The organism is Amycolatopsis sp. NPDC034160 (assembly GCF_055575355.1).
Genome location: NZ_JBVISU010000001.1, coordinates 511,303 through 537,201, shown reverse-complemented (window position 1 = coordinate 537,201; position 25,899 = coordinate 511,303). Strand labels below are relative to the sequence as shown.

General features: G+C 67.6%; 23 protein-coding genes. 12 read left to right on the top strand and 11 right to left on the bottom strand.

Annotated elements, in window-relative coordinates; all coding sequences use genetic code 11:
• The 3 genes from ACZ54P_RS02560 to ACZ54P_RS02550 are packed head-to-tail and all read right to left on the bottom strand — an operon-like array spanning position 1 to position 4,017.
• Positions 1 to 1,848, bottom strand: a complete 1,848-nt coding sequence (locus tag ACZ54P_RS02560; RefSeq protein ID WP_465459791.1) for a VanW family protein — start codon at positions 1,846 to 1,848, stop codon at positions 1 to 3.
• 26 nt (positions 1,849 to 1,874) lie between these two features.
• Positions 1,875 to 2,168, bottom strand: coding sequence for a GroES family chaperonin (locus ACZ54P_RS02555; protein ID WP_061981779.1), 294 nt, complete (start codon positions 2,166 to 2,168; stop codon positions 1,875 to 1,877).
• A 40-nt stretch (positions 2,169 to 2,208) separates the two neighbouring features.
• Positions 2,209 to 4,017, bottom strand: a complete 1,809-nt coding sequence (locus ACZ54P_RS02550; RefSeq protein WP_465460221.1) for an NHL domain-containing thioredoxin family protein — start codon at positions 4,015 to 4,017, stop codon at positions 2,209 to 2,211.
• A gap of 189 nt (positions 4,018 to 4,206) precedes the next feature.
• On the opposite strand from ACZ54P_RS02550, the gene ACZ54P_RS02545 reads away from it, so the two are divergent.
• Entirely contained in the window at positions 4,207 to 4,776 is a 570-nt protein-coding gene (locus ACZ54P_RS02545; RefSeq protein WP_465459790.1) for a hypothetical protein, read from the top strand.
• A 70-nt stretch (positions 4,777 to 4,846) separates the two neighbouring features.
• Here the strand turns inward: ACZ54P_RS02545 and ACZ54P_RS02540 are convergent, their stop codons facing one another.
• Together ACZ54P_RS02540 and ACZ54P_RS02535 are read right to left on the bottom strand one after the other, a co-directional pair.
• Positions 4,847 to 5,317: an SRPBCC family protein gene (locus tag ACZ54P_RS02540; protein ID WP_465459789.1), complete on the bottom strand. Its 471-nt coding sequence runs from the start codon at positions 5,315 to 5,317 to the stop codon at positions 4,847 to 4,849.
• Positions 5,318 to 5,352: 35 nt separating this feature from the next.
• On the bottom strand, positions 5,353 to 7,698 hold the full coding sequence (locus ACZ54P_RS02535; protein ID WP_465459788.1) for an oxidoreductase: 2,346 nt from the start codon (positions 7,696 to 7,698) through the stop codon (positions 5,353 to 5,355).
• 1,089 nt (positions 7,699 to 8,787) lie between these two features.
• Here ACZ54P_RS02535 and ACZ54P_RS02530 point away from each other — a divergent pair.
• From ACZ54P_RS02530 to ACZ54P_RS02515, 4 genes are read left to right on the top strand one after another with little or no spacing between them, the layout of a single operon-like run.
• Positions 8,788 to 9,291, top strand: coding sequence for a hypothetical protein (locus ACZ54P_RS02530; RefSeq protein ID WP_465459787.1), 504 nt, complete (start codon positions 8,788 to 8,790; stop codon positions 9,289 to 9,291).
• On the top strand, positions 9,291 to 9,896 hold the full coding sequence (locus tag ACZ54P_RS02525) for a DUF3558 domain-containing protein (RefSeq protein WP_465459786.1): 606 nt from the start codon (positions 9,291 to 9,293) through the stop codon (positions 9,894 to 9,896). Before ACZ54P_RS02530 ends, ACZ54P_RS02525 begins: the two co-directional genes overlap by 1 nt.
• Before the next feature lie 3 nt (positions 9,897 to 9,899).
• Entirely contained in the window at positions 9,900 to 11,108 is a 1,209-nt protein-coding gene (locus ACZ54P_RS02520) for a hypothetical protein (protein WP_465459785.1), read from the top strand.
• Positions 11,109 to 11,110: 2 nt separating this feature from the next.
• On the top strand, positions 11,111 to 11,854 hold the full coding sequence (locus ACZ54P_RS02515) for an ESX secretion-associated protein EspG (RefSeq protein WP_465459784.1): 744 nt from the start codon (positions 11,111 to 11,113) through the stop codon (positions 11,852 to 11,854).
• Here the strand turns inward: ACZ54P_RS02515 and ACZ54P_RS02510 are convergent.
• The 3 genes from ACZ54P_RS02510 to ACZ54P_RS02500 form a co-directional block, all read right to left on the bottom strand.
• Positions 11,851 to 12,606 carry an amino acid ABC transporter ATP-binding protein gene (locus ACZ54P_RS02510; RefSeq protein WP_465459783.1) on the bottom strand — a complete coding sequence of 252 codons (756 nt, stop codon included), beginning with the start codon at positions 12,604 to 12,606 and terminating at the stop codon, positions 11,851 to 11,853. The two genes, ACZ54P_RS02515 and ACZ54P_RS02510, sit on opposite strands and share 4 nt — an antisense overlap.
• A complete protein-coding gene (locus ACZ54P_RS02505; protein WP_465459782.1) occupies positions 12,603 to 13,406 on the bottom strand; it encodes an amino acid ABC transporter permease in 804 nt (267 codons plus the stop codon). The genes ACZ54P_RS02510 and ACZ54P_RS02505 overlap by 4 nt, the downstream gene beginning before the upstream one ends.
• Positions 13,407 to 13,476: 70 nt before the next feature.
• Entirely contained in the window at positions 13,477 to 14,292 is an 816-nt protein-coding gene (locus ACZ54P_RS02500; protein WP_465459781.1) for a basic amino acid ABC transporter substrate-binding protein, read from the bottom strand.
• A gap of 148 nt (positions 14,293 to 14,440) precedes the next feature.
• Here ACZ54P_RS02500 and ACZ54P_RS02495 point away from each other — a divergent pair, with 148 nt between their 5' ends.
• The 3 genes from ACZ54P_RS02495 to ACZ54P_RS02485 are packed head-to-tail and all read left to right on the top strand — an operon-like array spanning position 14,441 to position 17,904.
• Positions 14,441 to 16,108: a circularly permuted type 2 ATP-grasp protein gene (locus tag ACZ54P_RS02495; RefSeq protein WP_465459780.1), complete on the top strand. Its 1,668-nt coding sequence runs from the start codon at positions 14,441 to 14,443 to the stop codon at positions 16,106 to 16,108.
• Between the two features lie 9 nt (positions 16,109 to 16,117).
• Positions 16,118 to 17,065, top strand: coding sequence for an alpha-E domain-containing protein (locus ACZ54P_RS02490; protein ID WP_465459779.1), 948 nt, complete (start codon positions 16,118 to 16,120; stop codon positions 17,063 to 17,065).
• A complete protein-coding gene (locus ACZ54P_RS02485; RefSeq protein WP_465459778.1) occupies positions 17,062 to 17,904 on the top strand; it encodes a transglutaminase family protein in 843 nt (280 codons plus the stop codon). Before ACZ54P_RS02490 ends, ACZ54P_RS02485 begins: the two co-directional genes overlap by 4 nt.
• Positions 17,905 to 17,982: 78 nt before the next feature.
• On the opposite strand, the gene ACZ54P_RS02480 is transcribed toward ACZ54P_RS02485, so the two are convergent.
• Together ACZ54P_RS02480 and ACZ54P_RS02475 are read right to left on the bottom strand one after the other, a co-directional pair.
• Complete coding sequence (locus ACZ54P_RS02480) at positions 17,983 to 18,840, bottom strand: alpha/beta fold hydrolase (RefSeq protein WP_465459777.1); 858 nt, start codon at positions 18,838 to 18,840, stop codon at positions 17,983 to 17,985.
• An 84-nt stretch (positions 18,841 to 18,924) separates the two neighbouring features.
• Complete coding sequence (locus ACZ54P_RS02475; protein ID WP_465460220.1) at positions 18,925 to 20,337, bottom strand: M20/M25/M40 family metallo-hydrolase; 1,413 nt, start codon at positions 20,335 to 20,337, stop codon at positions 18,925 to 18,927.
• A gap of 373 nt (positions 20,338 to 20,710) precedes the next feature.
• Here ACZ54P_RS02475 and pdhA point away from each other — a divergent pair, with 373 nt between their 5' ends.
• The 3 genes from pdhA to ACZ54P_RS02460 are packed head-to-tail and all read left to right on the top strand — an operon-like array spanning position 20,711 to position 24,279.
• Positions 20,711 to 21,916, top strand: a complete 1,206-nt coding sequence (gene pdhA, locus ACZ54P_RS02470) for a pyruvate dehydrogenase (acetyl-transferring) E1 component subunit alpha (protein ID WP_465459776.1) — start codon at positions 20,711 to 20,713, stop codon at positions 21,914 to 21,916.
• 1 nt (position 21,917) lies between these two features.
• Entirely contained in the window at positions 21,918 to 22,910 is a 993-nt protein-coding gene (locus ACZ54P_RS02465; RefSeq protein ID WP_465459775.1) for an alpha-ketoacid dehydrogenase subunit beta, read from the top strand.
• A 16-nt stretch (positions 22,911 to 22,926) separates the two neighbouring features.
• Positions 22,927 to 24,279, top strand: a complete 1,353-nt coding sequence (locus tag ACZ54P_RS02460) for a dihydrolipoamide acetyltransferase family protein (RefSeq protein WP_465459774.1) — start codon at positions 22,927 to 22,929, stop codon at positions 24,277 to 24,279.
• Between the two features lie 51 nt (positions 24,280 to 24,330).
• Here the strand turns inward: ACZ54P_RS02460 and ACZ54P_RS02455 are convergent, their stop codons facing one another.
• Complete coding sequence (locus ACZ54P_RS02455; protein ID WP_465459773.1) at positions 24,331 to 25,122, bottom strand: polysaccharide deacetylase family protein; 792 nt, start codon at positions 25,120 to 25,122, stop codon at positions 24,331 to 24,333.
• Between the two features lie 204 nt (positions 25,123 to 25,326).
• Between ACZ54P_RS02455 and ACZ54P_RS02450 the strand changes: the two genes are divergently transcribed.
• Positions 25,327 to 25,896 carry a TetR/AcrR family transcriptional regulator gene (locus ACZ54P_RS02450; protein WP_465460219.1) on the top strand — a complete coding sequence of 190 codons (570 nt, stop codon included), beginning with the start codon at positions 25,327 to 25,329 and terminating at the stop codon, positions 25,894 to 25,896.
• Positions 25,897 to 25,899 lie beyond the last annotated feature (3 nt).

The window sequence follows — 25,899 nt, the reverse complement described above, 5'->3', positions numbered from 1 at the left end:
TCAGGCGCAGATGACCGTCGGGCGCGGCGAGTAGGTCGCGTTGCGGGTCTCGCGGCGGACCTCGGTACCGGAGACGACGTCGATCAGCACGCGGGTGTCAGAGGTGCTGAAGCCGGCGGCGCCGGGGTCCGGCACACAGCCGGGGCCCGAGCCGACCTGCACCGGCTGTGGCACGTAGGAGTGCCGTTCGCCGCCGGTACTCTGTACCGAAAACCGTTTGGTGCCCCAGATCCGCACGGTCACCGAGCCGTTGGCGGGGATGGCCTGGATGGCGATGCCGGTCGGGGCGTCGTTGACGACCTGCATTTCGACCGGCGAGCCGTCGTTGTTCACGGCTTTCACGTCACGCGCGACCGGATAGCGGTCGAGATAGTGATCGTGCTCCAGATGCCCGCCGTCGGCCAGCCCCGCCAGATACGCGGCGTTGTAGAGCGTCGTCGCGAGCTGCGAGACACCGCCGCCGACCACGACCGGACCGGTGCCGTCCTCGGTGACCGGGGCGGGGACATAGCCCGCGTCCGCCGTTCTCGGCCCGGACCGGGCGCCGAGGCTGAACGTCTCGTTCGGCTTCACGATGGTGCCGGACACGCGCGTGGCCAGCGCCTGCACGTTCGTCATCGCCGGTCCGCTCAGTCCCGACGTGGTGAATTCGCCGATGACCTCGTTGATGCCGAGGACGTTCGCCGCGTCGGTGCTGACGGCCGGGCTGCTGGCGTCGTACACCGCCGTCAACTCCCGCTCTTCGCTCCTCGTGAGCACCGAGGTCAGCGCGGCGAACGTGCGGTCCCAGTTGACCTTCCGCGCGTCCTTCGACGGCTGGACCGCCGGCCGGTCGCCGACGAAGACGATCTGCGCGTCCGCCCCGTCGGTTTCGGTCGCCTTCAGCTGCGGCTGCGCCACCGCCCGCAGCTTTCCCTGGTCGATACGGACTTCGAGATTGCCGTCGTCGCGCGGGGCGAACTGGAAGGAAGCCGCGATCGTCTCCGGTTTCAGCGTCGCGTCCTTGCCCTCGCCGCGGATCACCAGCGGCTTCGCCACGGCAGGGACGACGACCTTGCCGAGCGCCGCGTGCACGCCCGCCGAATTCGCCTTCACCGGCGCGACGTTCACCTTCAGCTCGACACCGCCGTCGCTCAGCCAGCCGTCGGTGACCGCGGTGACCGCCGTCTTGACGTCGGCGAGGCTCTGTCCCGCCCGTGGTTCGACCGCGACCGGGAGGACACCGCCGTCACTGCCCGCGATGGGCTGGAAGGTGATGTTCCCTTCGACCGGCGGACGGTTCAGTTTCGCGGCGGCGAGATCGGAAACGGCCTTTTCCAGTTTCGGCGCGTCGGTCCACGTCACGACGCCGACCTCACGGCTGGTGAAGAACGACATCAGACGCGTGTACGGGCTCAACGGCTGATGCCCGGCGCGCCCCAGCGTCTGCGGCCAGTCGAGACCGAGACCGGACGACGTGGGGTACAGCACCGTGCGGACGTCCCCCGCGCGGATGGGCACCGGCTCGATCAGCCTCGGCTCCAGCTCACGGCGAAGCTTCGACTCGGCCTCCTTGTGCGTGAGACCGCCGACGTCGATCCCCGCGACGGTGACACCACGCGGGACGTCCCCGGCGCTGGAGATCAGGTCCGCCGCGTACGCGAGCACGAACAGGCCCATGAGCACCCCAGCGACCATGAAGGCCTTGCCGACGGCCTTCCGGAACTTCGAGGCGGGCGTCAGCGGCGGATGCACCACCCTGTCGCCCTCGAAGAGCTCGTCTACCAGGTCTTCATCGGTCTCGGCGGCGGGAAGGAGATCGTCGGTGAACAGGTCGGTGCCCGGTTCGTCGTGCTCATCGCGCGCCAACTCTTACCACCCCTCCCGCGACGGAGTTACAGATACAACCCCGTACCGTGCTCCGTCCGCTCGGTCGCCACCGCGTGGATGTCACGCTCCCGCATCACCAGGTGCCCCTCGCCCTGGATCTCGACCTCGTGCTGGTCTTCCGGGTTGAACAGCACCCGGTCGCCGGTCTTGACGTTCCGTACGCTGTTTCCCACGCCCAGTACATCACCCCACGCGAGCCGCCGCGCGACCTGCGCGGTGGCGGGAATGACGATCCCACCGGAACTCCGGCGCTCTCCGTCCTCGGGGGACAGCTTCACGAGCACCCGGTCCTGCAGCATCTGAATCTCGAGTTTCGGCCCATCTGACACGAAGACGACTCTACTTACCCGGATCCCCGGCCATGACCAGGCTCAGCGCGCTTTCTCCGCCGTTTTCGAACCGCACGGGCACACCCCAGTCCTGCCGGGTGATGCGGCAGGCGGGATGTTCGCCACCGTCGTCGCAGCTCGCGGCCTGCGCCACGATCTGCAAAACGCCTTCGGTGACCCCTTCGGCGAAGCGGAGCTTGCGGAACAGGTCGGTACCCACGCCGGCGCCGTCGGCGAGCAACTCCGGCGGCGACGCACTGATCTCCAGCCGCGTCGACGGGCCGTAGCGGTCGTCGAGCTTCTCGCCGGGCGGCGGGGTGAACACGACCGAGAACTCCAGCTCACCCGGCGCCAGCACGGTCGGCGGACGGCGGACCGCGTGCGCGTCCCCGGTGATGGCCTGCTCGCCGAGCGGCACGGGTCCGATCCGGCTACCGGCCGACTCGACGACCAGCAGCGAGCCGTCGTGCACCAGGAGGCCTTGTGGCTCGGCGAGACCGGTCGCGAGCGTCGTCACCCGGCGGGTGAGCGGGTCGTACCGGCGGATCGCGCCGTTGTAGGTGTCGGCGATCGCGATGGTGTCCCCGGGCAGCACGGCGAGGCCGAGCGGATGCTGCAGGAGTGCCTGGTCGGCGGGGCCGTCGACGTGGCCGAAGGAGAACAGGTCGACGCCGACCGCGGTGTGCACGGTGAACGTCTCGTCCTCGGGCTGGATCCAGCGCAGCGCCGACGTCTCGGCGTCCGCGAGCCACAGCCGCTGGCCGTCGGGCGTGAGACCGGACGTCTGCGCGAAGAAGGCTTCGTGGACGTCGCCGTCCTTCAGGCCCTCGACCGTCGTACCGGCGAAGCGGCGGATGGTGCCCGAGACCGGCTCAAAGACGCTCAGCGTGTGGTTGCCCGCCATGGCGACCACGACGCCGCCCGCGGGGCCCCACCAGGCGACGTCCCACGGGCTGGTGAGGTCGATGGCGAGCGCCTCGCCGGTGTCGACGCCGTCGCGCCACTGGCGGCCGGTGCCGGCGACCGTGCTGACCTCGCCGGTGATCAGGTCGATCCCGCGCAGCCGGTGACCGGCCGTGTCGGCGACGACGGCGTGGTAGCCCGCGCGCTCCGCGACCTCGTACGGCAAGAGCGTGATCCCGGACGGCTCGGTGAAGCTCGCCAGGTCGAACGGCCCGTCCTGCGCGCCGCGGGCGCCGCTGCCGAAGCGGCGGATGATCGTCTCACCGTCGGAGGCGAACTCGACGATGGAATGGTTGCCCGTGTCGGCGACCAGGATCCGGCCTTCGGCGGTGGTGACGGCCTTGCTCGGGAAACGCAACTCGGTGCGCTGCTCCTCGGCCGGGACGTACGGGCTGCCGCCGCGGCGCAACGTGCCCTTGGCCTCGTGCGTCGCGACGAGGTCGGCGATCACGCGGCGTAGCGCCTCGGCGTGGCCCTCTCCGGCGGCGACGTGCACGACATAGCCCTCGGGGTCCACGACGACCAGCGTTGGCCAAGCCTTGACCGCGTACTGCGACCAGGTGGTCATCTGCGGATCGTTGAGCACCGGGTGGTGCACCTCGTAGCGCCGCACCGCCGCTTCGATCGCGGCCGCCTCACCCTCGTGCAGGAACTTGGGGGAATGCACGCCGATGGTCACCAGGACGTCGGCGAACTCGGCCTCCAGTGGGCGCAGTTCGTCCAGCACGTGCAAGCAGTTGACGCAGCCGCTGGTCCAGAAGTCCAGCAGGACGACGCGGCCGCGCAGCCCGGCGAGCGTGAGCCGCTCGCCGCCGGTGTTGAGCCAGACGTCACCGGCGAGCTCGGGCGCCCGCACGCGGGACTGCGTTCGTGGAGAAGTCACGCCATGAGTGAACTACACCGGCAGTCGCTCTGTTCCGAGGTCCAGGCGTTGAGAGGGCGAGCTCACCCCGAGGGAGGAGGCTCATGTGGGTGATGAGGGCCGACATGTGAGCGGCGGTAAAAGAGAAGGCGTCACCGCGTCGCGCGACTTAGGCTCGAACACATGTCCACAGTTGAGCCCGCCTTCACCCTAGAGGAGGCACACGACCTCCAGGCGAGCTTGGCCGAACCCGTGCGCCCCGGGTTGAGCGAGGCCGAGCTCGACGACGTCGAAGTCCGTTTCGGCTTCCGGTTCGCCGCTGATCACCGGACCTTCCTCGCCGCCGGGGTGCCGATCGGCGACCGTTGGCCGGACTGGCGCTGCGGCAACCCCGCACAGCTGCGAAAACGGCTGGATTGGCCGGTCGACGGGGTGCTCTACGACATCGAGCACAACGGCTTCTGGCTGCCCGACTGGGGCATGCGGCCGATCGACCTCGCCGACGCACTGGCGCGGGCCCGCGAACACCTCGCGCGAGTGCCGCAACTGGTGCCAGTCTGCGGGCATCGGTATCTACCCGGGATAGCCGGCAGCTCGGGTTACCCGGTGCTGTCGGTGTATCAGACCGACATCGTCTACTACGGCTACGACCTGCGGGGATACCTACGGCACGATTTCTGCGACCAGCCGCTGGGCCCACCGCCGCCGGGCGGGCCGCGTCAGATCGAGTTCTGGTCGCGCTTCGTGGAGTGAGCCCGACTCCCCACCGCGTTTAGTCCTCTAAATGCGGTAGTTGGAGGTGCGAACGACCGCATTTAGAGGACTAAACGCGGGATTCGGCGGTGGCCTTCAGCCGGGCCAGCGTCGCGGCGATGTTCGCCCGGTTGGCGTCGTCCCGTTTCCAGACCCCGGTGAACAGTGACGTCGGGCCCCGGAGCCAGCCGGGGCGCCGATCCCACGTGCTCTCGACGGCCACGCAACCGTCCTCCGTGGCCTCGATGTCGTACTGCCAGCGCGCGACAGGAAGCCCGGCGAAGGTGGTCACCTCGAACGCGAAGCGCTTGCCCTCGTCGGCGTCGGTGATCGTCGAAAGGGTGCTCCAACGGCGGAGCCCACGGCGGTTGCGGCCGCGGAACTTCGCGCCGACAGCGGCACCCTCCGCACCGCCGACCCAGCGGTGCGCTTCGTACTCTTCGGACATCTCCGCAAGCGCGCCCGGATCGCTGACCAGGGCGAACACCTTCCGGGGCGGAGCGGCGATCGCGATCTCGCCGGTGGCGCTGGGTTCCGTCATCATCTACCTCCGTACTGAGGGTATGTGAAATACCCTCAGTTGTCCCGGCGGAGCATGCGACTGATCCCGGCGGCGACCGTCGTCGCCAGCACCCAGCCCGACGCGGTGAAACCTGCCGCGACCCACTTGTCCGTTCCGTGCATGTACCAACGCGACTTGTTCCCGAAGTCGACGATCGGGACCAGAAGATCGACCGTGTACAGCACCGGGTTCCACTGCAGCCCCGTGTCGTCCTGGTTGACCACGCACCGCGGCCCGCTCACGGTGAGTTTGGGATTGCCGACGCAGTCGTCGACCCCGAGCCAGAACCAAAGGCTCCCGAGCACGAGCAGCGCGAGCAGCCAGCCGAGCGCACGCACCGGACGGAAGCCGTAACCGACCATCGACCGTTGCAGCCAGCTCCACACATGCACGCCGGGCCCGAAGAACTTGAAGCCCTTCGCGAGCGCCTCGTACCGGAACTGCTGTTTCTTCAGCAGCACCGTGGAGGCGTGCTCTTCGTTGCCGGACGCGCGCAGTGTCGCCGCCAGCTGGTCGTAGGGTCCCGGGCGGTAGCCGTCCATCGCCTTGCGCAGCAACACGATCCGATGGTCGATGGCCCTGTCGTCGTCGAGGGCGATGTCCTCCTGCAAGGCGTCGTACCGGAAGTCCTCCAGCTCGATCCCCGCCGCCGACGCCCAGAAGGCCTCGTTGTCACCCAACGTGCCGCAATGCGCGCGCCGCAACACGATCCGGCCGTCCGGCGGAGTGCCCGGGGTGAGCAGGAACTCGTCGGCCGACACGTCACTGCCGTCGAGCGCTATCCCGTGCTGCGGCAAGGAACCGAGCCGCGCCCCGCGGAAATCGACGCGCCGCGCGACCTGGGCGCCGTCGAGGTTGACCCCGCCCTGCGCGACGAACGGACGCTCCTTGTTCTCGGTGAGGACGAGGTCCCGCCCGATCCGCGCGGTGCGGACGTCCAGCGAGTAACTGGTGTTCGTCCGCGCGCCGGGCTCGGTCAGACTGGTACCGAAGAGGTTCACGCTGCCGCCGACCTCGGCACCCTGCAATCGCAGTGTTCCCTGCACGGTAGCGTCGGTGAGCTGGAAGTTTCCCGCGATCTTCGCGCGCCGCGCCGAGAAGACGTCTCGGCGCGGATGCAGGAACAGCGAATTCCAGGCGAGGACGTTGCCACCGACGGTGATGTCGGCCATGCGCAACTGTCCCGACGGCACGCGCAGGCTCGTGGCCTCGATGTCGCCGCCGATCGTCGTCCCGTCGAGATGGATCGCCCGGTCGTAGTACGGGATGCTCTGCCCGCGCACGACCTGGACCTCGGCGCCCGCCAGGCGCAGCGATCCGCCGATCCGCGCGTTGACCATCCGCAGCGTCCCGGTCGCCTGCAACCCGTCGCTCAGTTCGAGGTTTCCGTTGACCGTCATGCGATCCGCGACCAACGCCGGTCGCGGATCGATGTACGGATCGTTCGATTTCCACGCGTCCACGACGATCGGCCCGGACTGGTTCACCGAGAGCCTGGCCTCGCGCATGATGATGTCACTGTTCACAGTGGCGCTCGGCAGGAACATGATCCCGCTGGCGGTGAAGCGTTTCCGCTGCGCGGCCGGCCCGTAGTTGTCCACCTCGCAGAGCAGGCTGCCGCCGATGTGGATACCGTTTCCGTTGAGGGCGAAGCCATCCCTGTTGTTGAGCGTCGCACCGGAGAAGTTGACGTTACCGCCTGCCCGCATCCCCGGAATGCGGACTTCTCCGTTGGCCACCAACCGATACGCGAGCAGCGCGCCGACGATGTTGACCCGGTCAGCCTGGATCGCCTTGCCCCGCGGATGCGAGATCACCGTGCGCGTCAGCACGACCGACCCCTCGATGACCGCGTCCGTGAGGTTGACCGCCGCGTTCGGCATCCCGCGCTCACGATCGTCGCCACGCTGGACCGTGGTCTCCTCGATCTCGTGCTCGCCGTCGACGTGCACGACACTGCGGATCAAGCGGACGTCGTTGCGGGTACGGAGATTCCGCGCCTTGAGCCCGGGCAGCCAGCACTTGCGAAAGACCAGCCCCAGCAGATGCGCCTCGCGGACGTCCGGTGGATGCTCGAAGCGGCACCGCTCGAACCGGAACAGATACTTGATGTCCGCCGCGCGCAGATCGAGCGTCCCGGTGATGTAGGCGTCCTCGACCTGCACGATCGGCGCGTTGGTCGCCTGACGGCGCCACCGGAGCAGACCGGTCGTGCCCGGCTTCATCAACTCGGACGCCGGGACCTCGTACCGCTTGTCGGGGTTCGGGTCGAACGGGTCGAGCGGCGGCAAGGCGGCGTCGCCGTTCGCCTCACCTTCCCCCGGATCACGCGGCCCGTTGTTGCGCCGAAAACCCGGCATCGTTTCGCTTACCTCCCCCGTCGTCCCTCGGGTACCAGCGAAGCCGATCACGTACCGGATTCGCAAGTGGCCCAGGGCAGTAGACCGGAACCTGCCACCGAATTACGACGGCAGAACGGCCACCGGGGTTCCGGACCAGGCCGTTCGGCTCCGCGCCGGTGATCTTGGCCGGAACGGCCGATTCGCTGCCACGGTCACTCACCGGAGTCAGCGGTGGACTGTGGGTAGGAAGCGTCCTTCGTGGCGCCCCTGCTCGTTGCCGCTGCTTACGGGGCCGAACCGGAGGAACAGCGGGACGGTGACCGGCAACCGCTTCGGCGAATGCCGCAGGGCATGCAGCGATTCCGAACGCAACCCGACAACATCGGCTCCTTCGTCGTCCGTCGGGCAGTCGGCCTCACTACCGCGGGCCGGTGCGCCGAACGTCGAAAGCCGCTGGATACCACTGCCGCCGAAGCCGACCCCTGCAGCGTGGTGAAGAGCGAACAGACCAGACTCTCGGTGGCGGTGCGGTGGACCGATATCGAGTGGAAGACCTGTCCTCCGGCAAGGTCTGCACCTGTGTACGCCAACGGAATGGTTACCATCAGCGCGGGAAGCAACACCGGTGAACGTGCTGGTCCAAGCCACCTGTACGCGTTGAACGCACAGTATGTCTGCAAGCTCGCGGTCGGTGTCCGCGATGACTCATGTACACGATCGTCGCGACTCGTGGGTCCGGGAACCCGAACCGGTCCGACCCGTGCGACATGGCCACCGAACTCGGTACGTACGCAGTTCAGCATCTCAAGGCGGCGCGATAACCTGCAGCGAATTGAGAGATCTTCGATGACAGCCAGCCGAAACCTTCCAGGGGTTATCGCGGCCCGGATCAAGGCGTCCACGTCCGCTTCGGCGATCTCCACCGAACCTATCTGATCAGGCAAAACCGTCTTTCACGGCAAAATACGCTTGTCGTGCCATCTTTAGATGGTGATCTTCCGCAAAGGGGCTGTTCGGCGGTTTACCTGCTGCTATCGTCACCGCTTGGAGTCAGTGGGGAACTACGGGTAGGTCGCGCCCATCGCGGCCCGTGCGGGGAGGCACGACATGACAGGACCGGGCGGCGGCCCGCAAAGGATCTACGACCAGATCAACGGACCGGGGCCGCAGGCGCCGCCACAGGGCTCGGGCTTGGTCCCAGGCGCTGCTGTGCCACCGCCACCGCCCTCGTCGCCGAACTACGGCGAGCTGGGTAGCGGGCAGGCGAAGGCCGACTTCGCGGCCGCATCCGCGAACGGTGGCTGGGAGTTCGATCCAGCGGCTATGGACCAGGTGATCAAGTCCCTCGAAACCTGCCTCGAGAACGACTTCAGCCGAGCGCAGGACCACGCCGCTTGGCTGACGCTTATCCAACCCCCGGGTCACGAAGTAGGTAGCGAGGGCTACGCCGCCGCGGCGAACGCGTCTGGCGCGCAATATCAGTCCTTTCTGCAAAGCGCGCGTGATTACACCGAGGCCTACCTCGTGACCTTGAGGCAGATCCGCACCGCCTACCAAAATCAGGACCAGGCGGCCCTCGACGCCCTCCGTCAGATTGGAAAGACCGCCTGATGCGACCCACCGTCACCTTTCTTACCTTCGCAACGCTGGCTTCGGTCGCACTGCTGGGAGGTTGCAGCGACAAGAGGGCCGACACTCCCTCAGCGACTGGCGCACCCTCGTCGACCGGGGTTCCGGCAGCCGGAGCTCCCACAGTGAAAGATCCGATTGTGAACACCTCTGCGGTCGAATCAGACCCGTGCGGCGCCATTCCCACTCCTGAGATGGAGACCATTGCCGGGAAGGTCAAGCGAACCCGTGCCGAAGACATGACCGCTGGAAAGGCCTGCACCTGGGTTTTCGAAGTGAGCCCGACCACGATCAACGCGGGCCTCGTCACTGGCAACAAAGACGGATTGGGCGCTCTTTACGCACAGCACGCATCGGGAAGCCTGACCACCTTCAAACCAGTCGATCCGGTCGACGGATACCCCGCTGTCGTATACGCCAATGGAGGCGAGGGCAAGGGAAACTGCACTCTCGCCGTGGGTGTTCGGGACGACCTCGTCTACAACGTGATCCCGCGGCTTTCCAGCGAGCATCCCTCCCACTCTGATCCCTGCGGCCTCGCCACCAAGGTCGCCGCCGCCGCGATCAAGAATCTCAAGGGGGCGTAGGACGTGACCTACAGCGGTTGGGAGATCTTCACCAAGCTCAACGCCAACCCCGCTACGACGGAGACCCTCGACAGGGCTCAGGTGTCATCGCACAAGCTGATGGTCATCCACGAAGACATCAGCAAAGCGATGGAGGCCAGCCAAACCTCGCTGACTTCCTTCTGGAAGGGCAAAGCCGCCGACAGCGGAACAGCAGGCCTGGCGCCGCTCATCGCGACCTCCAAGATCGCGGGCGAGAACATGGACCGCGCCCGGCAGTCGATGTTCGACCAGAACGCCTCTTTCCATTACACGCGCGGGAATGTCCGCCCGGTCGAGAAGGAGCGCGCCGGGGACAGCGGGCCCGAGGACGTATTGTCCATCGGCGCGAGTGACGACGAGATCGCGGCCGCGAAGTTCGACGCGGACACGAGGCACAACGTCGAGATCTACGAGCCGTACTACCAGAGCACCCAGCCGCGGCAGCAGAGTCTCGCGCCAGCTTACCCGGCCGCGCACGATCCGAACGTCTCCGCCGGGCCGATCACGCCGGATCCGATCGATCCTGGGCAGACCAAGGTCAGCGGGTTCACCGGCGGTCCTGGCGACTCAGGACGGCATGGTGGTACCGGTGGCTACACCGGCGGGCCGAGTTCGTACAGCGCGCCTCCGGGGGCCGAGGGGTATCAGGCGCCGAGGCCGCCGCAGGTTCCTCAGCCGCCGAGGATGCCGCAGATGCCGCGGCCACTGCCGTCTCCGCGGCCGAACGACGGGACCGACCTGTCCAGGGCGGACGACCGGGTGCAGGGACGTCCTGGCGAGTTCCGGCCGCCCAACTTCGGACCCGGCAGTGGACCGGGCAGCGGCCCAGGCGGCGGATTCGGCCCTGGCTCGGGCGGGTTCAGCGGCGGATTCGGGCCTGGTGGCGGGTTCGGGCCCGGCGGATCGACCGGTGGGCCGGGAACGATGGGGCCTGGTCGCGGAGTCGGTGCCGGTATGCCCGGTGAAGGCGCGATGCGCGGTCCGGCGGGCACGCCCGCGGGTGGACCGGCGGCGGGCAGGCCCGGCGCGCCCGGGATGGGCGGCGGCATGGGTGCCGGCGCCGGTAAAGGGGGCAAGGGCGGCGAGGACGAGGAGCACCAGCGCAAGATCACGCTGCAGGAAGAGGACGGCGACACCATCTTCGGCGGCTACGACGGTGACAAGCCGGTTCCGCCGGTGATCGGCGCATAGCCATGCTGCAGAAGCCCGTCGAACTGACGCTCCAAACCTACGAAACCTTGCTGGACCAACACAATCTCGGTGACATCCATCCGACGCTCGTGCGCGGCGCGCAGTGGTACCTGCCGGAGGAACGTCGCGAGCTGGCGGCCACCACGCAGTCCGAATTGGACAGACAAGGGCTGCTCCGGCGCGGCCGCGTCGACGACGAGTTCCTCGACACGCTGCGTTTTCTGCAGCGGCCGGCGGTCGAGTACTACTCGTGGGTGAAGGCCGAGGGGCGTGAACGGACGGTTCGCGCGGCGGGCAGCGGCCGGGAGGCGGTCACTGTCGTTCTGGTCGACGAGGTCGTCTACCTGACGCCGACTCGGCCGGACACGCTCGCGCAGGATTTCACCGGCCTGCTCCCGGAGGCACCCGCCGCGCGGACGCCTTCGCTGAACTGCTCGGAAGCCGATCTGCAGGTCCTCATGAAGGGCGAGCTGCTGACCGGCACCGGTCCGAGCATCCGCGATGCCAAGAAGATCCTCCAGTGGATCCGGTCGCCGCACACCTTCTTCGGCAGGCTGTACGCCGCCATCCGTGACGGTGGCGGCAACCGGAAACGCGTGGAGCGGCCACCGGGCTGGATGGACACCGAGCAAGGCCGCGTCGTGTTCGGCCCGGACACCAAGGGCTGGGTGAGCCTCATGGGCGCCGGGCCGCACGAAGTCGCCGCCAAGGTGATCCAGCTGGAATCGCAGCTCCGGGGACGTTAGCCCTGGTGGTTCGGGTTCAACACCCGCGACAGGAACGTCTTCGTGCGTTCCTCCTGCGGGTCGCCGATGACCTGAGCCGGCGAACCCTGTTCGACGACGACGCCGCCGTCCATGAACAGCACGGTGTCGGCCACCTCACGGGCGAACTGCATCTCGTGCGTGACGACGAGCATCGTCATACCCTCCTGCGCCAGCTGCCGCATGACCGCGAGGACATCGCCGACCAGCTCGGGGTCGAGCGCCGACGTCGGCTCGTCGAACAGCATGACGTCGGGGTTCATCGACAGCGCCCTGGCGATCGCGACACGCTGCTGCTGTCCACCGGACAGCTGCGTCGGCAGTGAAGTCTCCTTCTCCGCCAAACCGACCTTCGCGAGGTTTTCCCGTGCGATGCGCTCCGACTCGGTCTTGCCGCGCTTCAGCACCTTGCGCTGCGCGACCGTGAGGTTGTCGAGCACGCTCAGGTGCGAGAAGAGATTGAACGACTGGAAGACCATGCCGATCTTCGTGCGGGCGCCGTCGATGTCGACGTCCGGATCGGTGATCTCGCTGCCGTTGACCACGATCTTGCCCTGCTGCGGTTCCTCGAGGAGGTTCACGCAGCGCAACAACGTCGACTTGCCGGAACCGGATGGCCCGATGATGCAGACGACCTGGCCCCGTTCGACGTGCAGGTCGATGCCCTTGAGCACTTCGAGGTCACCGAACGCCTTGTGCAGCCCCGAAACCTCGACGATCGTCTGGGTGCTCATACCGTCCCTCCGCCGGGCACTCCGGCCCCGTATTTCTTCTCTAGCCGCTGCTGCAGTATCGACAGCGGGATGGTGATGACCAGATAGCAGAGACCGGCGACGACGATCGGGGTCAGCCCCTTGGCTTCGAGCAGCGCCTGGCGGCTGAACTGCGCCAGTTCCTGCTGAGCCGGCGTGGTGCCGAGCAGGAACGCCAGCGAAGAGTCCTTCGTCAGCATGATCAGCTCGTTGGCCAGCGGCGGCAGGATGATCCGGAACGCCTGCGGGATCACGACGGTGATCATCGTGCGGGCGGGCGACATGCCGAGCGAACGCGCGGCTTCGACCTGGCCGCGCGGGACCGCCTGGATACCGGCGCGGATGGTCTCCGCCATGTAGGCCGAGGACACGATGCCCAGCGCCAGCATGATTGCGACGTTGCGCGGCAGCTGGGTGCTGAACGCGGTCGGCACACCGATACCGACGGCGAGGAAGATCAGCAACGCGGGCAGGCCGCGGAAGAACTCGATGTACCCGCGCGCGAACCAGCGGTACGGGCCGACCGAGGACAGTCTCATCAGGGCGAGCAGGAGGCCCAGCCCCAGCCCGAGCACGAAACCGAGCGCGGTGAAGATGATGGTGTTCTTCAGCGCGACCGTGATCACGTCGGGGAACTGCTGTGCGGCGACGTCGAGATCGAAGAACGCCTTGCCGATCTTGCTCCAGTCGGCGAGCAGCGCGAGAACGATGACGATCACCAGCAGCAGGACGTATTGCCCGGTTCGGAACGCCGAACGTCGCTGGCGGCGGCTCAAAGCCATTTCTCTCCTCAAGCAGGTGGCGACAAACCGGTGGCCGGTGCGCTGGGCACCGGCCACCGGGGACGGATTATCAACTGGCGGTCGGGCCACCGGGCTGCCAGGTCGGCGCCTTGCCGAACCACTTCTGGTAGATCTGCGCGTACGAGCCGTCCGCCGCGGACGCCTTGAGGACCTCGTTGACCTTGCCGAGCAGGGCGGTGTTGCCCTTCTTCACGCCGATTCCGTAGAACTCGTTCGTCTTGAACTCGGTGACGACCGTCGTGTCCGGGTTCGTCTTCGCGAAGTCGTAGAGCACGCCGTTGTCGTTGATGCCCGCGTCGACCGTGCCGTTCTTGACGGCCTGCTCCAGCAACGCGAGGTCGTCGAAGGTGACGATCTCGGCGCCCGCGGCCTTCTCCTTGGCGTAGTCGGCACCCGTGGTGGCCGACTGGACACCGATCTTCTTGCCCGCGACGTTGGAGAGGTCCTTGATCGGGGAACCGGCCTTGACCAGCAGCGCCTGGGTCGCCTCGAAGTACGGGTCGGAGAAGTCGAACTTCTCCTTGCGCTTGTCGGTGATCGTCATCCCCGCGGCGGCGACGTCGCACTGTCCGCTGTTCATCGCTTCGCCGGACTCGATGTTCTCGAAGGCGATGTCGACGATGCTCTGCTCGACACCCAGCTTCTTGCCGACCAGGTCGACCAGGTCGACGTCGAAGCCCACGATCTTGTCGCCCTGCTTGACCTGGAACGGCTGGTAGGGCAGGTGCGTGCAGGTGGTGATCTTGCCGGAAGCGACGAGCTGGACGCCGCCTGCCGCGGTACCGCCTTCCTCACCGCAAGCAGTCAGCACTCCCGCGGCTAGGGCGAGCGCCGGGATCAGGGCGAGCGCTTTCAATCGGGCCACGTCGTCACTCCTTGTAGTTCCCATGTGTCGAGAGCACGCATATTGCCACTCATCCGGCGGCAAGCACAGCACTACGACGTTACAGCGCCGTTTCGGCCGTAACGCGTCTTACGCCGGGTATCGCGCCGACATGGCAGGGTGAGCGAGTATGGCGACCATGAACAACAACTCGGCGCCGCGCCTTCCGCCGTCGGGTCGCCGCCCGCGGACGACGACGACGACGTCGGCGCGTCGGGTGGCGAAACCCGGGGCGCAGTTCGACGGCTATCTCTCCCCGTCGAGACCGCACGCGGGCGCCTACGACGAGATGTTCACCACCGACGGCACGGTCCGCCAGCCGTATCGGGCGCTGTACGAGTCGATCTCCGCGCTGACGTCGGCTGATCTGTCGTCCCGCTCGGCGGCGATCGACCGCGCCATGGTGGATCAGGGCATCACGTTCTCCCTGTCCGGGCAGGAGCGACCCTTTCCGCTCGACCTGGTACCGCGCGTGATCACCGCCGTCGAGTGGGGCAAACTCGAACGCGGTGTGGCGCAACGGGTCCGCGCGCTGGAGGCCTTTCTGGCCGACGTGTACGGCGATCGGCAGATCCTGCGTGAAGGCGTTCTCCCGCGACGGCTGATCACCTCATGCGAGCATTTCCAGCGCGAGGCGTTCGGGATCAATCCGCCCAACGGCGTCCGCATCCACGTGTCCGGGGTGGACCTGGTGCGTGACGAGGAGGGCACGTTCCGGGTACTGGAGGACAACCTCCGTAACCCGTCCGGTGTGTCGTACGTGATGGAGAACCGCCGCACGATGGCACGTGTGTTCCCGGACCTGTTCGCCCAGCACCGGGTCCGCCCGGTCGGCGATTACGCCTCCCATCTGCTGCGCGCGCTGCGGGCGGCGGCCGCGGCGAACGTCGCCGATCCGATGGTCGTCGTGCTCACCCCCGGCGTGCACAACTCCGCGTACTTCGAGCATTCGCTGCTGGCCCGGCTGATGGGTGTCGAGCTGGTCGAAGGCCGCGACATGTTCTGCCGTGACAACGTCGTCTACCTGCGCACCACCGAGGGCGAACAGCAGGTCGACGTCATTTACCGGCGGATCGACGACGAGTTCCTCGATCCGGTGCACTACCGGCCGGATTCCGTGCTCGGGGTCGCGGGGGTCCTCAACGCGGCACGCGCGGGCAACGTGGTGATCGCGAACGCGGTCGGCAACGGCGTGGGCGACGACAAGCTCGTCTACACCTATGTGCCCGAGATGGTGAAGTACTACCTCAACGAGAAGCCGCTGCTGCCCAATGTGGACACCTTCCGGTGCTGGCTCCCGGACGAATTCGACTACGTCATGCAGCATATGGAGGAGCTGGTCGTCAAACCGGTCGAAGGCTCCGGTGGTTACGGCATCGTCTTCGGCCCGGAGGCGACACCCGCCGAGCTGACCGCGCTGAAGCGGAAGGTCCGCGCGCACAAACGGGGCTGGATCGCCCAGCCCGTCGTCCAGCTGTCCACCGTGCCGGCCAAAGTGGACGATCGGCTCGCGCCGCGGCATGTCGACCTGCGGCCGTTCGCGGTCAACGACGGCAAGGAGATCTTCGTACTCCCGGGCGGGCTGACCCGCGTCGCGCTCCCCGAGGGCAGCCTCGTGGTCAACTCGTCACAGGGCGGGGGATCCAAGGACACCTGGGTGCTGGCGGCGCGGTCTTCCACCGCCGAGCGAGAGCTGGAGCGTCCCGCACTCGGCGAACTGTCCCAAGTGGACGGTCTGATCGCCGAGCAGGGTCCCGAGCTGACCACGACCCAGCAACAACAGCAGCAACAGGCATAGGGAGGTACGGTGCTAGCCCGTAACGCGGAATCGCTGTACTGGATCGGCCGGTACGTCGAACGTGCCGACGACACCTCCCGGATCCTCAATGTCTCCGTGCACCAGCTGCTGGAAGACGCGAGTGTCGACCCGGACCACGCGAGCCGTCAGCTGCTCGCCGTCCTCGGCATCTCGCCGGAGGGCATGGACTCGCTCGACGTGTGGAAGCTGACCGAACTGGTCGCCTATGCCAAGGACAACCCGGCGTCGATCGTCGGGTCGATCAACTCCGCCCGCGAGAACACCCGCGGCGCCCGCGAGGTCGTCTCGACCGAGCTGTGGGAATGCCTGAACGCGACGTGGAACGCGGTCCCGGACAGGCAGCGGTACGCGCGCCGCGCCGGTCCGCACGCGTTCCTGTCCTTCGTGGAGGAACGCGCGGCGATGTTCGCCGGGCTCGCGGATTCGACGATGAGCCGCGACGACGGCTGGTTGTTCATGGTGCTCGGCCGTTCGGTCGAACGCGCGGACATGGTGGTGCGACTGCTGCTTTCGCGGGTTCAGGACAGCGCGTCGTCGCCGGGCTGGATCACGGTGCTCCGGTCGGCGGGCGCGCAGGACACCTACCTGCGGACCTATCGCGGCGCGCTCGACGCCGCCCGCGTCGTCCAGTTCCTGTTGCGGGACACGCTGTTCCCGCGTTCGGTGTTCCACGCACTGCGCCAGGCCGAGGAATGCCTGGAGCAGCTGGATCCCGGGGTCAACTCGCGCGCCAACGAGAAGTCCGAGGCGTTGCGGCAGCTCGGCCGCGCCCGCAGCGAACTGGAGTTCCTGCGGCCGTCGGATCTGCTGGAGGACCTGCCGAAACGGCTCGGCAGCCTGCAGACGTCGATCAAGGACATCGGCGACGCGGTTTCGGTGCAGTTCTTCCATTCGTCGCCGTGGGTGGCCTGGAGCGGTGCGGAGGTTTCGCTGTGACCTGGCAGCTTCGGGTGGCTCACCGGACGGGGTACCGGTACGCGACACCCGCCACGCAGTCGTACAACGAGGCACGGCTGACGCCGCGGTCCGACCGGCGGCAGGTCACCGTCGTGAACCGTGTCGAGACGACCCCGGCGACCCGCGCCTACCGGTACACGGACTACTGGGGCACCGTCGTCACCTCGTTCGACCTTCACGCGCCGCACACCGAGTTCACCGTGCTCGCGACGTCGGTGGTCGAAACCGCCGACGAAGGCGAGCCGATCCGCTCGGCGTCGTGGAAGGACCTGCGCAGCGACAACGTGGTCGACCATCGCACGGAGTACCTGACGCCGACGCCGTACACGCCACGCGATCCGGAGCTGACGAAGGTCGCGCGCGAACTGCGGAAGGGGCTCGACCCGGCCGAGGCCGTGCTCGCGGTCTGCGAATGGGTCAACCAGCAGCTGAAATACCAGCCGGGAACGACCGGCGTGCACAGCACGGCGACCGACGCCTGGCGTGCGCGCGAAGGGGTTTGCCAGGACTTCGCGCATGTGACGCTGGTGATGCTGCGCGCGATCGGCGTCCCGGCGCGGTACGTCTCCGGATACCTGCACACGAAACCGGAGGCGAAGCTCGGCGAGACGGTCGAAGGCGAGAGCCACGCCTGGGTCGACGTCTGGACCGGCGGCTGGTGGGCCTACGACCCGACGAACGCGATCCCGGTCGGGACACGGCACGTCTGGGTCGCGTACGGCCGTGACTACGCCGACGTCGCGCCGCTCAAAGGCATCTTCACCGGCGGCGGGCAGTCCACTTTGGACGTCTCGGTACAGCTGACCCGGCTGACCTGAGTTGGTCGTGAGTGGCGATTCGGGTTCTAACCCGAATCGCCACTCACGACCAACCCGGCCGACGCCGCACCGGAAGCCTCAGTCCAGGAACTCCCGCAGGGCGGCGGCGAGGTCGGCCGGCTTCTCCTCCGCCACGTGGTGCCCGGACTCGATGGCGAAGCCGCGGACGTCCTCGGCCCACTCATGCCAGACGGCGACCGGATCGCCGTACAGTTCGCCGAGATCGTCGAGGCTGGACCACAGGACCAGCACCGGACACCCGATCTTGTTCCCGGCCGCCTTGTCGGCGTCGTCGGCTTCGCGGTCGGGGCCGAGGCCGGCGCGGTAGTCCTCGAGCATGGCGTGGACGGTTTCGGGATCGTGGATCGCGCGCAGGAAATCGGCGTGGTTCTCCGCACCCATCTTCGCCGGATCGCCGCCGTACCAGGCGTCCGGATCGGCGTTGATCACACGCTCGGCGGGGTTCTCGAGCTGGCCGAAGAAGAACCAGTGCCACCAGGCCAGCGCGAACTTCGCGTCCGCGCGGGAAAGATGCTCGCCGATCGGGATGCCGTCGAGGATGGCCAGTTTCGTGACGACTTCCGGATGATCGAGGGCCAGGCGGTAGGCGACGGCGCTGCCGCGGTCATGACCGGCGACGGCGAACCGGTCGTGGCCGAGATGCTTCATGAGCGCGACGATGTCGTTCGCCATGGCGCGTTTCGAATGCGCGGAGTGGTCTTCGGTGGTCTCGGGTTTCGAGGACTGGCCGTAGCCGGGAAGGTCCGGGCAGACGACGGTGAACGCGTCCGCGAGCCGGGGCGCGACGTCGTACCAGGTGGTGTGGGTGCGGGGATGTCCGTGCAGGAGCACGAGCGGCGGGCCCGACCCGCCATGACGGACCCTTAAGGTCGCTTCGCCGATGTCAACGTTTTCAAGCTCGAAACCCTCGAACACGTTCCTCCCAGAGACGCAATGAAGGGGCCTTTCATGGCGAATTTTGCTATGAAAGGCCCCTTCATCGCAGCGTGAGCGGGAAAATCAGCTGCGCGCGTGCGCGTCCAGGATGTGCGCGACCGCCTCGGTGACCCGCTGCGCGAAGTCGATGTTCAGCCACTCGTCGGGCACGTGGATGTTCGAGTCCGGCCCGCAGGCGCCGGTGACCACGAACTGCGCGTCCGGATACTTCTCGCCGAGCAGGCCCATGAACGGGATCGACCCGCCCATGCCATAGCTCTTGTGCGGCGCGCCGAAGACCTCGCCGCTCACCCGGTGGAGGACGGCGTCGAGCCACGGCGCGGTGTCCGGCGCGTTCCAGCCGTTCTCGGCCTGGAAGTCGCCCAGCTCGACCGAAGCGTCGTAGGGGACGTCGGTGGTGAGCACGCGGCGGACGGCCTCCATCGCGGCCTTCGCGTCGGCGGTCGGGGGAAGCCGGAAGCTCAGCGTGAGCGTGGTGCTGTCGCGCAACACGTTGCCCGCCTCGGCCGGGAGCGGGAAGCCTTCCGCGCCGATCACCGAAAGCGTCGGCCGCCACGAGTTGTTGAGCAGCAGTTCGAGATCGTCGTCGGAAACCGGACGGCCGACAACGGGGAAGAGCGTCTTCGCCGCGCCGGGCGCGATCTCGACGACGCCGCGCGCCTCCTCGACGCGGTTCTGCGGGATGTCGACGCTCAGTTCGGCGAGCTTGATCTCGCCGGTCTCGGCGTTCTCGATCCGGTCGAGCAGCGCGCGCAGTACACGGAACGAACTCGCGACGATGCCACTGGCCATCCCGGAGTGCTGCGCCGATTCGAGCACGCGGACGGTGACGTTGACGTGCAACATCCCGCGCAGGCTGGTGGTCAGCCACAGGCGCTCGTAGTCCATGCCGCCCGCGTCGAGGCAGACGACCACCGAGACCGCGCCGAGCCGCTCCTTCAGGTGCTCGAGGTAGGCCGGGAGGTCCGGGCTGCCGGACTCCTCACCGGTCTCGAGCAGCACGACCGCGCGGGAGTGCTCGCCACCGGCGGCGCGCACGGCTTCGATCGCCGTCGTCGCCGCGTAGCCGGAGTAGCCGTCGTCGACGGCGCCACGGCCGTACAGCCGCCCGTCACGGATCACCGGCGTCCACGGGTCGAGGCCCTCGGACCAGCCGCCGACCGGAGGCTGCTTGTCGAGGTGCCCGTACATCAGCACGGTGCCCTTGTCGGCCGCTTCGGACGTCGCCGGGATGTCGACGACCAGCAGCGGGCTGCGGCCTTCGAGTTCCACGACCTCGAGCGTCGCGCCGGGGATCCCCCGGCCGGCGATCCAGGATCGGACGTGCTCGACGGCGGCGGCCAGATGACCGCTTTTCGCCCACTCGGAGTCGAAGGCCGGCGACAAGGCGGGGATCGCCACCAGGCCGGACAGGCTGGGAAGGACGTCGTGCGCCCAGTTCGAAACCACGGTTTCGCGTACGGATTTCTGCTCCACGTCCGCCATCCTGCCACGGGAACGGAAGGGTGTGATGGGTCACAACGGCGGGCACGGATCGTCATCGATCAAGCGGAGCGGGACACCCGTCCGGACGCGTCGCCCGCTGGTCGGCGCGCGGGTGAATCCCCTACTTTCGGCGGCCCCACACTCGGTCTTCCTAGCATTTCCCCTGATCAGGCACCCTTTCTCAGCAACAAATCAGCATCCGCCACTGACCAAAACGGCGTCCGGCATGCCAGGATGTGCGCACGAACCGTCAACGCCGATGGTGACCCAGCGCTTCAGATCCGACGCGCTGGTCCCCGCCGGCGCAGTCACTGTGGCCGCCACAAGTGGCCGCCAGAGGCGCCGACACCAAGGAGAACAGCGCATGCCGTCCGAACACTGGACGCACCCGGAGCCTGGAGATGGTCCCGCCGCGGTAGCGGCGCAGCCTTCCCCCGAACAGGTGATCGCCGGTTTGCGAGCAACGAGCGAAGGTGGCGCTGAGCTGACTCAGCTGCTCACCCCCGAAGGCGAACGGGTCTCCTCGCCGCAATTCGACAAGTACGTCGACGACGTCGACGCCGAAGCCCTCTGCGGCCTGTATCGCGACATGGTCCTGGTCCGCCGCGCGGACCGCGAAGCCAACGCGATGCAGCGCCAGGGCCAGCTCGGCATCTGGGTCCCGCTGCTCGGCCAGGAAGCCGCGCAGATCGGCTCCGGCCGCGCGCTGCAGAAGCGGGACATGGCCTTCCCCAGCTATCGCGAACACGGTGTCGCGTACGCCCGCGGCGTCGACCTCAAAGAGGTACTCGGCATCTTCCGCTGCACCGATCACAGTGGCTGGGACTACAAGGCCCACGGCTTCCACCCGTACACCATCGTGATCGGCAACCAGGTGCTCAACGCCGCCGGGTACGCGATGGGCCAGAAGTTCGAAGGCAAGGTCGGCGACGACGACGGCGAAGCCACCATCTGCTACTTCGGTGACGGTGCGACTTCGCAGGGTGACGTACACGAAGGCTTCGTCTGGGCCGCCGTCTACGACGCGCCGCTCGTGTTCTTCTGCCAGAACAACCAGTGGGCGATCTCGGAGCCCACGGAACGCCAGTCGCGGCTGCCGCTCTACCAGCGCGCCCGCGGCTACGGCTTCCCCGGCATCCGCGTGGACGGCAACGACGTCCTCGCCTGCCTCGCGGTCTCCCGTTGGGCGCTGGAGGAATGCCGTAACGGCAATGGCCCGGTGCTGATCGAGGCGTTCACCTACCGGATGGACGCGCACACCACCACCGACGACCCCACCCGCTACCGGCTCTCCGACGAGCTGGAGGAGTGGAAGCTGAAGGACCCGATCGAGCGCGTCCGGGCGTACCTCGCCCGCAACGGCTTCGCCGACCAGGCGTTCTTCGACCAGGTCCAGGCCGATTCGGACGCCTTCGCGGCCGAGCTGCGCGACTACTGCTTCAACATGCCCGAACCGCCACCCGAGCGGATCTTCGCCAACGTCTACGCGGAGTCCACGCCGATGCTGGACGCGCAGCGTGAAGAGTTCCTGTCCTATTTGGACGGTTTCGTCGGGGCGGGTGAGCACTGAGATGAGCGACCTCCAGAAACTCACCATCGGCAAGGCGATCAACCTCGGCCTCCGGCGCGCCATGGAAGAGGACCCGAAGGTCCTCATGATGGGCGAGGACGTCGGCAAGCTCGGCGGCGTCTTCCGCATCACCGACGGTCTGCAGAAGGACTTCGGTGAGCAGCGCGTGCTGGACACGCCGCTCGCCGAGTCGGGCATCATCGGCACCGCGGTCGGCCTCGCCGTCCGCGGTTTCCGACCGGTGTGCGAGATCCAGTTCGAAGGCTTCATCTTCCCCGGCTTCGACCAGATCGTGAGCCAGGTGGCGAAGCTGCACTACCGGACTCAGGGCAAGGTCAAGATGCCCATCGTGATCCGGGTGCCGTTCGGCGGTGGCATCGGCGCCGTCGAGCACCACTCGGAGTCGCCGGAGTCGTTGTTCTCGCACGTTCCCGGCCTCAAGGTCGTCTCGTGCTCGAACGCCGTCGACGCGTACTGGATGATCCAGCAGGCCATCAAGTCCGACGATCCGATCCTGTTCTTCGAGCCGAAGAAGCTGTACCACTCCGGCGCGATGAAGGCCGAGGTCGACACCGAGGGCACGCCGGACCCGTTGTTCAAGTCCCGTGTCGTCCGTGAGGGCACGACGGCCACCATCGTCGCGTACGGCCCTTCGGTGAAGGTCGCGCTCGACGCGGCGACCGCGGCCGCCGACGAGGGCAAATCCCTCGAGGTCATCGACCTGCGCACGCTGTCCCCGCTGGACCTGGACCCGGTGTTCGAGTCGGTGCGCAAGACCGGACGGCTCATCGCGTTGAGCGAGGCGCCGTCGGAGACGTCGCTGACCTCGGAGATCGCCGCGCGCGTGCAGCAGGAATGCTTCTACTCGCTCGAAGCCCCCGTGCTGCGGGTGACCGGATTCGACACGCCGTACCCGCCTGCCAAGCTCGAGGAGCACTACCTCCCCGATCTGGACCGGGTGCTGCACACCGTCGACCGCTCACTCGCCTGGTAAGGGGGACGTCTCCGAAATGCCCGAATACAAACAGTTCCCCCTCGCCGACACGGCGGAGGGGCTGACCGAAGCCGACATCATCGCCTGGCAGGTCAAGCCGGGTGACACGGTGAAGGTGAACCAGATCGTGGTCGAGGTCGAGACCGCGAAGGCCGCCGTCGAACTGCCCATCCCGTGGGCGGGCGTGGTCACCGAACTGCTCGTCGAACCGGGTCAGACGGTGGAGGTCGGCACGCCGATCCTCACCATCGACGTCGACCCCGACGGCAAGGCCGCCCCCGCGGCCACCACTCCGGCCCCGGCCGCCGCTCCGGAGGAGCCGGCGGAAGAAGAGATGAAGCCGCTGGTCGGCTACGGCTCCAAGGCGGTCGTCACGCATCGCCGGGCCCGGAAGGGTGCGGCACCCGCTGCTCCAGCGGCACCCGCACCCACACCCGCACCCGCGCCTGCTCTCGTCGCCGCCGCACCCGCCAAGCCCAAGGGCGGGTACGTGCCGCTGGCGAAGCCGCCGGTGCGCAAGCTCGCCAAGGACCTCGGCGTCGACCTGCACGCGCTCACCGGCACCGCCGACGGCGGCGTGATCACCCGGGACGACGTGCAGGCCGCCGCGAACGGTTCGGCTCCGGCCACCCCCGTCCAGTCTGTTGTGGACAGTGGCTACGACCCCGCGACGCGGGAACGCCGGGTGCCGATCAAGGGGGTCCGCAAGGCCACCGCGGCCGCGATGGTGCAGAGCGCCTACACGGCTCCGCATGTCACGGAGTTCCTCACCGTCGACGTCACGCCGATGATGGAATTCCGGGAGAAACTCAAGAAGTCGCGTGAGTTCGCCGGGGTCAAGGTCACCCCGCTGACCTTCGCGGCGAAGGCCGTTTGCCTGGCCGCCAAGCGCACTCCGGACGTCAACGCCGTGTGGGACGAGGCGGCGCAGGAGATCGTCTACAAGGACTACGTGCACCTCGGGATCGCCGCGGCCACCCCGCGCGGGCTCGTCGTGCCCAAGGTCCGTGATGCGGATTCGATGTCGCTGAAGGAACTCGCGATCGCGCTCACCGAGCTGACCGACGTGGCCCGCGAGGGCAAGACCACTCCGGCGGCCATGCTCGGCGGCACCATCACCATCACCAACGTCGGCGTCTTCGGTGTCGACACCGGTACGCCGATCATCAACCCCGGCGAGTCCGCGATCCTGTGCCTCGGCGCGATCAAGGACACCCCGTGGGTGGTCGACGGCGAGATCAAGGTGCGCAAGGTCCTCCAGCTGTCGCTGAGCTTCGACCACCGCGTGGTCGACGGGCAGCAGGGTTCGGAGTTCCTGGCCGACGTCGGCGCGCTGCTGGCCGACCCCGCGGTCGCGATCACCTACTGACCGCTCGTGAGTGGTAATGACGGTTAGAACCGCCATTACCACTCACGAGGCTCAGCCGAGGAAGTCGGCCAGCGGTACGGGTGTGACGCCGTCCTTCTTGGCCTGCTCGAGGAACGCGGTGTAGTCCTGGGTGAACGTCTTGCGGAAGTGCATCAGCACGATGTCCCCTGGACGCAGCTTGTCGCCGACCTGGAACTGCACATGTCCGTCGTTGACCGCCGCGGACCACAGCACCGCGACCCGCATCCCGCACGCGGAGGCCGCGCGCAGCGTGTTCCCGTCGTAGTTGCCGAACGGCGGGCGGAACAGCACTGGCCGCACCCCCAACTCGGCCTGGAAGTCGTCCGCGTCGTCGCAGATCTCCTTGCGCTGGAACTCGAACGGCTTGCCCTTGAGGTTCGGATGGTTCACGGTGTGGTCGCCGAGCGTCGCACCGGCCGCGTCGAGGATGGCCTTGAAATAGGCCTCATGACCCTTCACGTACTTCTGGTTCAGGAACAGCACCGGGTGGGTGCCGGACTCCTTGATGAGCCGCAGCGCATCTGGATCCTTGACCGCGCCGTCGTCCATCGTGATGAACACGAAGGGCTTGTCGGTGGCGATGCGCCGGACGACCTGGACAGCGCCGTCCGCCGACGGCGGCGCCTTCTGCTGGATCGTGCCGAACGGGTACGGCGCGGTGAACGCCGGACCAGGGGCCGCGCCGGGGGCCGGGTTCGGCTGGTCCGGTTCGTCAGGCCGAGCCGCCGGACTCGGTGACGAACACGCCACCACGGCGAGCACCACCGCCGCCAAACCGGCCGTCACCCGCCAAGGTCGTTTTGTCCGGGAACCAGCGCGCATTCCGTACCCGTCCCTCTCCGTGGTCGTGGATCGAGCAATCGTTTACACGACTGTGTGACGAGGGAGGCCGTTGTTACGTTGCGTGATTTCCAGGCGAAGTGACCTAGTGCACTCGCTTAAATCGATTGACGGAGTGAGCACTCACTCCGCACACTGGGTCGCATGCGAACCCCCGAAACCGCCACCCGGCGAAGGGCGCCCGGGATGAGTGCCGATGAGCGGCGCCGGATGATCGTCCAGTCCGTGCTGCCCTTGCTGGTGGAGCACGGCGCCAGTGTCACGTCGAGCCAGATCGCCCGCGCCGCGGGGATCGGTGAAGGCACCGTCTTCCGCGTCTTCAAGGACAAGGACGAGCTCTTCGCCACCTGCTTCGCCGAAGCGCTGAAACCCGACCAAGTACTCGACGCGATCGCGGTGATCGACCTCGAACAGCCCCTCGACGAAAGACTCATCGAAGCGGCCGACGCGCTCAGCGCGCATCTCCAGCGGATGGGCGCGTTGATGGCGGTCATGCACGGTTCCGGCAAGCGACCGGAGCACCGGCATGACGACCGCAGGGACCGGCGGAAGGAATCGATGGGCGCGATGCGCGACGCCATGGCCGAACTGTTCGAACCGGAGAAGGACCGGCTCCGGCTTCCCGCGGCACAATCGGCGGCATTGTTCCTGTCGCTGCTGTTCAGCGGCCGGATGCGCTTCGGCGAGAACGGGGACGAACCCACCACGATGGAACTCGTCGACGTCTTCCTCAACGGCGCCCTGGGGCCCGCGTGATCG

Excerpts from the sequence above, each read along its gene's own strand:
- ACZ54P_RS02555 (WP_061981779.1), bottom strand. The coding sequence starts at position 2,168 with ATGCTGCAGGACCGGGTGCTCGTGAAGCTGTCCCCCGAGGACGGAGAG.
- ACZ54P_RS02545 (WP_465459790.1), top strand. The coding sequence starts at position 4,207 with ATGTCCACAGTTGAGCCCGCCTTCACCCTAGAGGAGGCACACGACCTC.
- ACZ54P_RS02540 (WP_465459789.1), bottom strand. The coding sequence starts at position 5,317 with ATGACGGAACCCAGCGCCACCGGCGAGATCGCGATCGCCGCTCCGCCC.
- ACZ54P_RS02535 (WP_465459788.1), bottom strand. The coding sequence starts at position 7,698 with ATGCCGGGTTTTCGGCGCAACAACGGGCCGCGTGATCCGGGGGAAGGT.
- ACZ54P_RS02530 (WP_465459787.1), top strand. The coding sequence starts at position 8,788 with ATGACAGGACCGGGCGGCGGCCCGCAAAGGATCTACGACCAGATCAAC.
- ACZ54P_RS02525 (WP_465459786.1), top strand. The coding sequence starts at position 9,291 with ATGCGACCCACCGTCACCTTTCTTACCTTCGCAACGCTGGCTTCGGTC.
- ACZ54P_RS02515 (WP_465459784.1), top strand. The coding sequence starts at position 11,111 with ATGCTGCAGAAGCCCGTCGAACTGACGCTCCAAACCTACGAAACCTTG.
- ACZ54P_RS02510 (WP_465459783.1), bottom strand. The coding sequence starts at position 12,606 with ATGAGCACCCAGACGATCGTCGAGGTTTCGGGGCTGCACAAGGCGTTC.
- ACZ54P_RS02505 (WP_465459782.1), bottom strand. The coding sequence starts at position 13,406 with ATGGCTTTGAGCCGCCGCCAGCGACGTTCGGCGTTCCGAACCGGGCAA.
- ACZ54P_RS02495 (WP_465459780.1), top strand. The coding sequence starts at position 14,441 with ATGGCGACCATGAACAACAACTCGGCGCCGCGCCTTCCGCCGTCGGGT.
- pdhA (WP_465459776.1), top strand. The coding sequence starts at position 20,711 with ATGCCGTCCGAACACTGGACGCACCCGGAGCCTGGAGATGGTCCCGCC.
- ACZ54P_RS02465 (WP_465459775.1), top strand. The coding sequence starts at position 21,918 with ATGAGCGACCTCCAGAAACTCACCATCGGCAAGGCGATCAACCTCGGC.
- ACZ54P_RS02460 (WP_465459774.1), top strand. The coding sequence starts at position 22,927 with ATGCCCGAATACAAACAGTTCCCCCTCGCCGACACGGCGGAGGGGCTG.
- ACZ54P_RS02455 (WP_465459773.1), bottom strand. The coding sequence starts at position 25,122 with ATGCGCGCTGGTTCCCGGACAAAACGACCTTGGCGGGTGACGGCCGGT.
- ACZ54P_RS02450 (WP_465460219.1), top strand. The coding sequence starts at position 25,327 with ATGAGTGCCGATGAGCGGCGCCGGATGATCGTCCAGTCCGTGCTGCCC.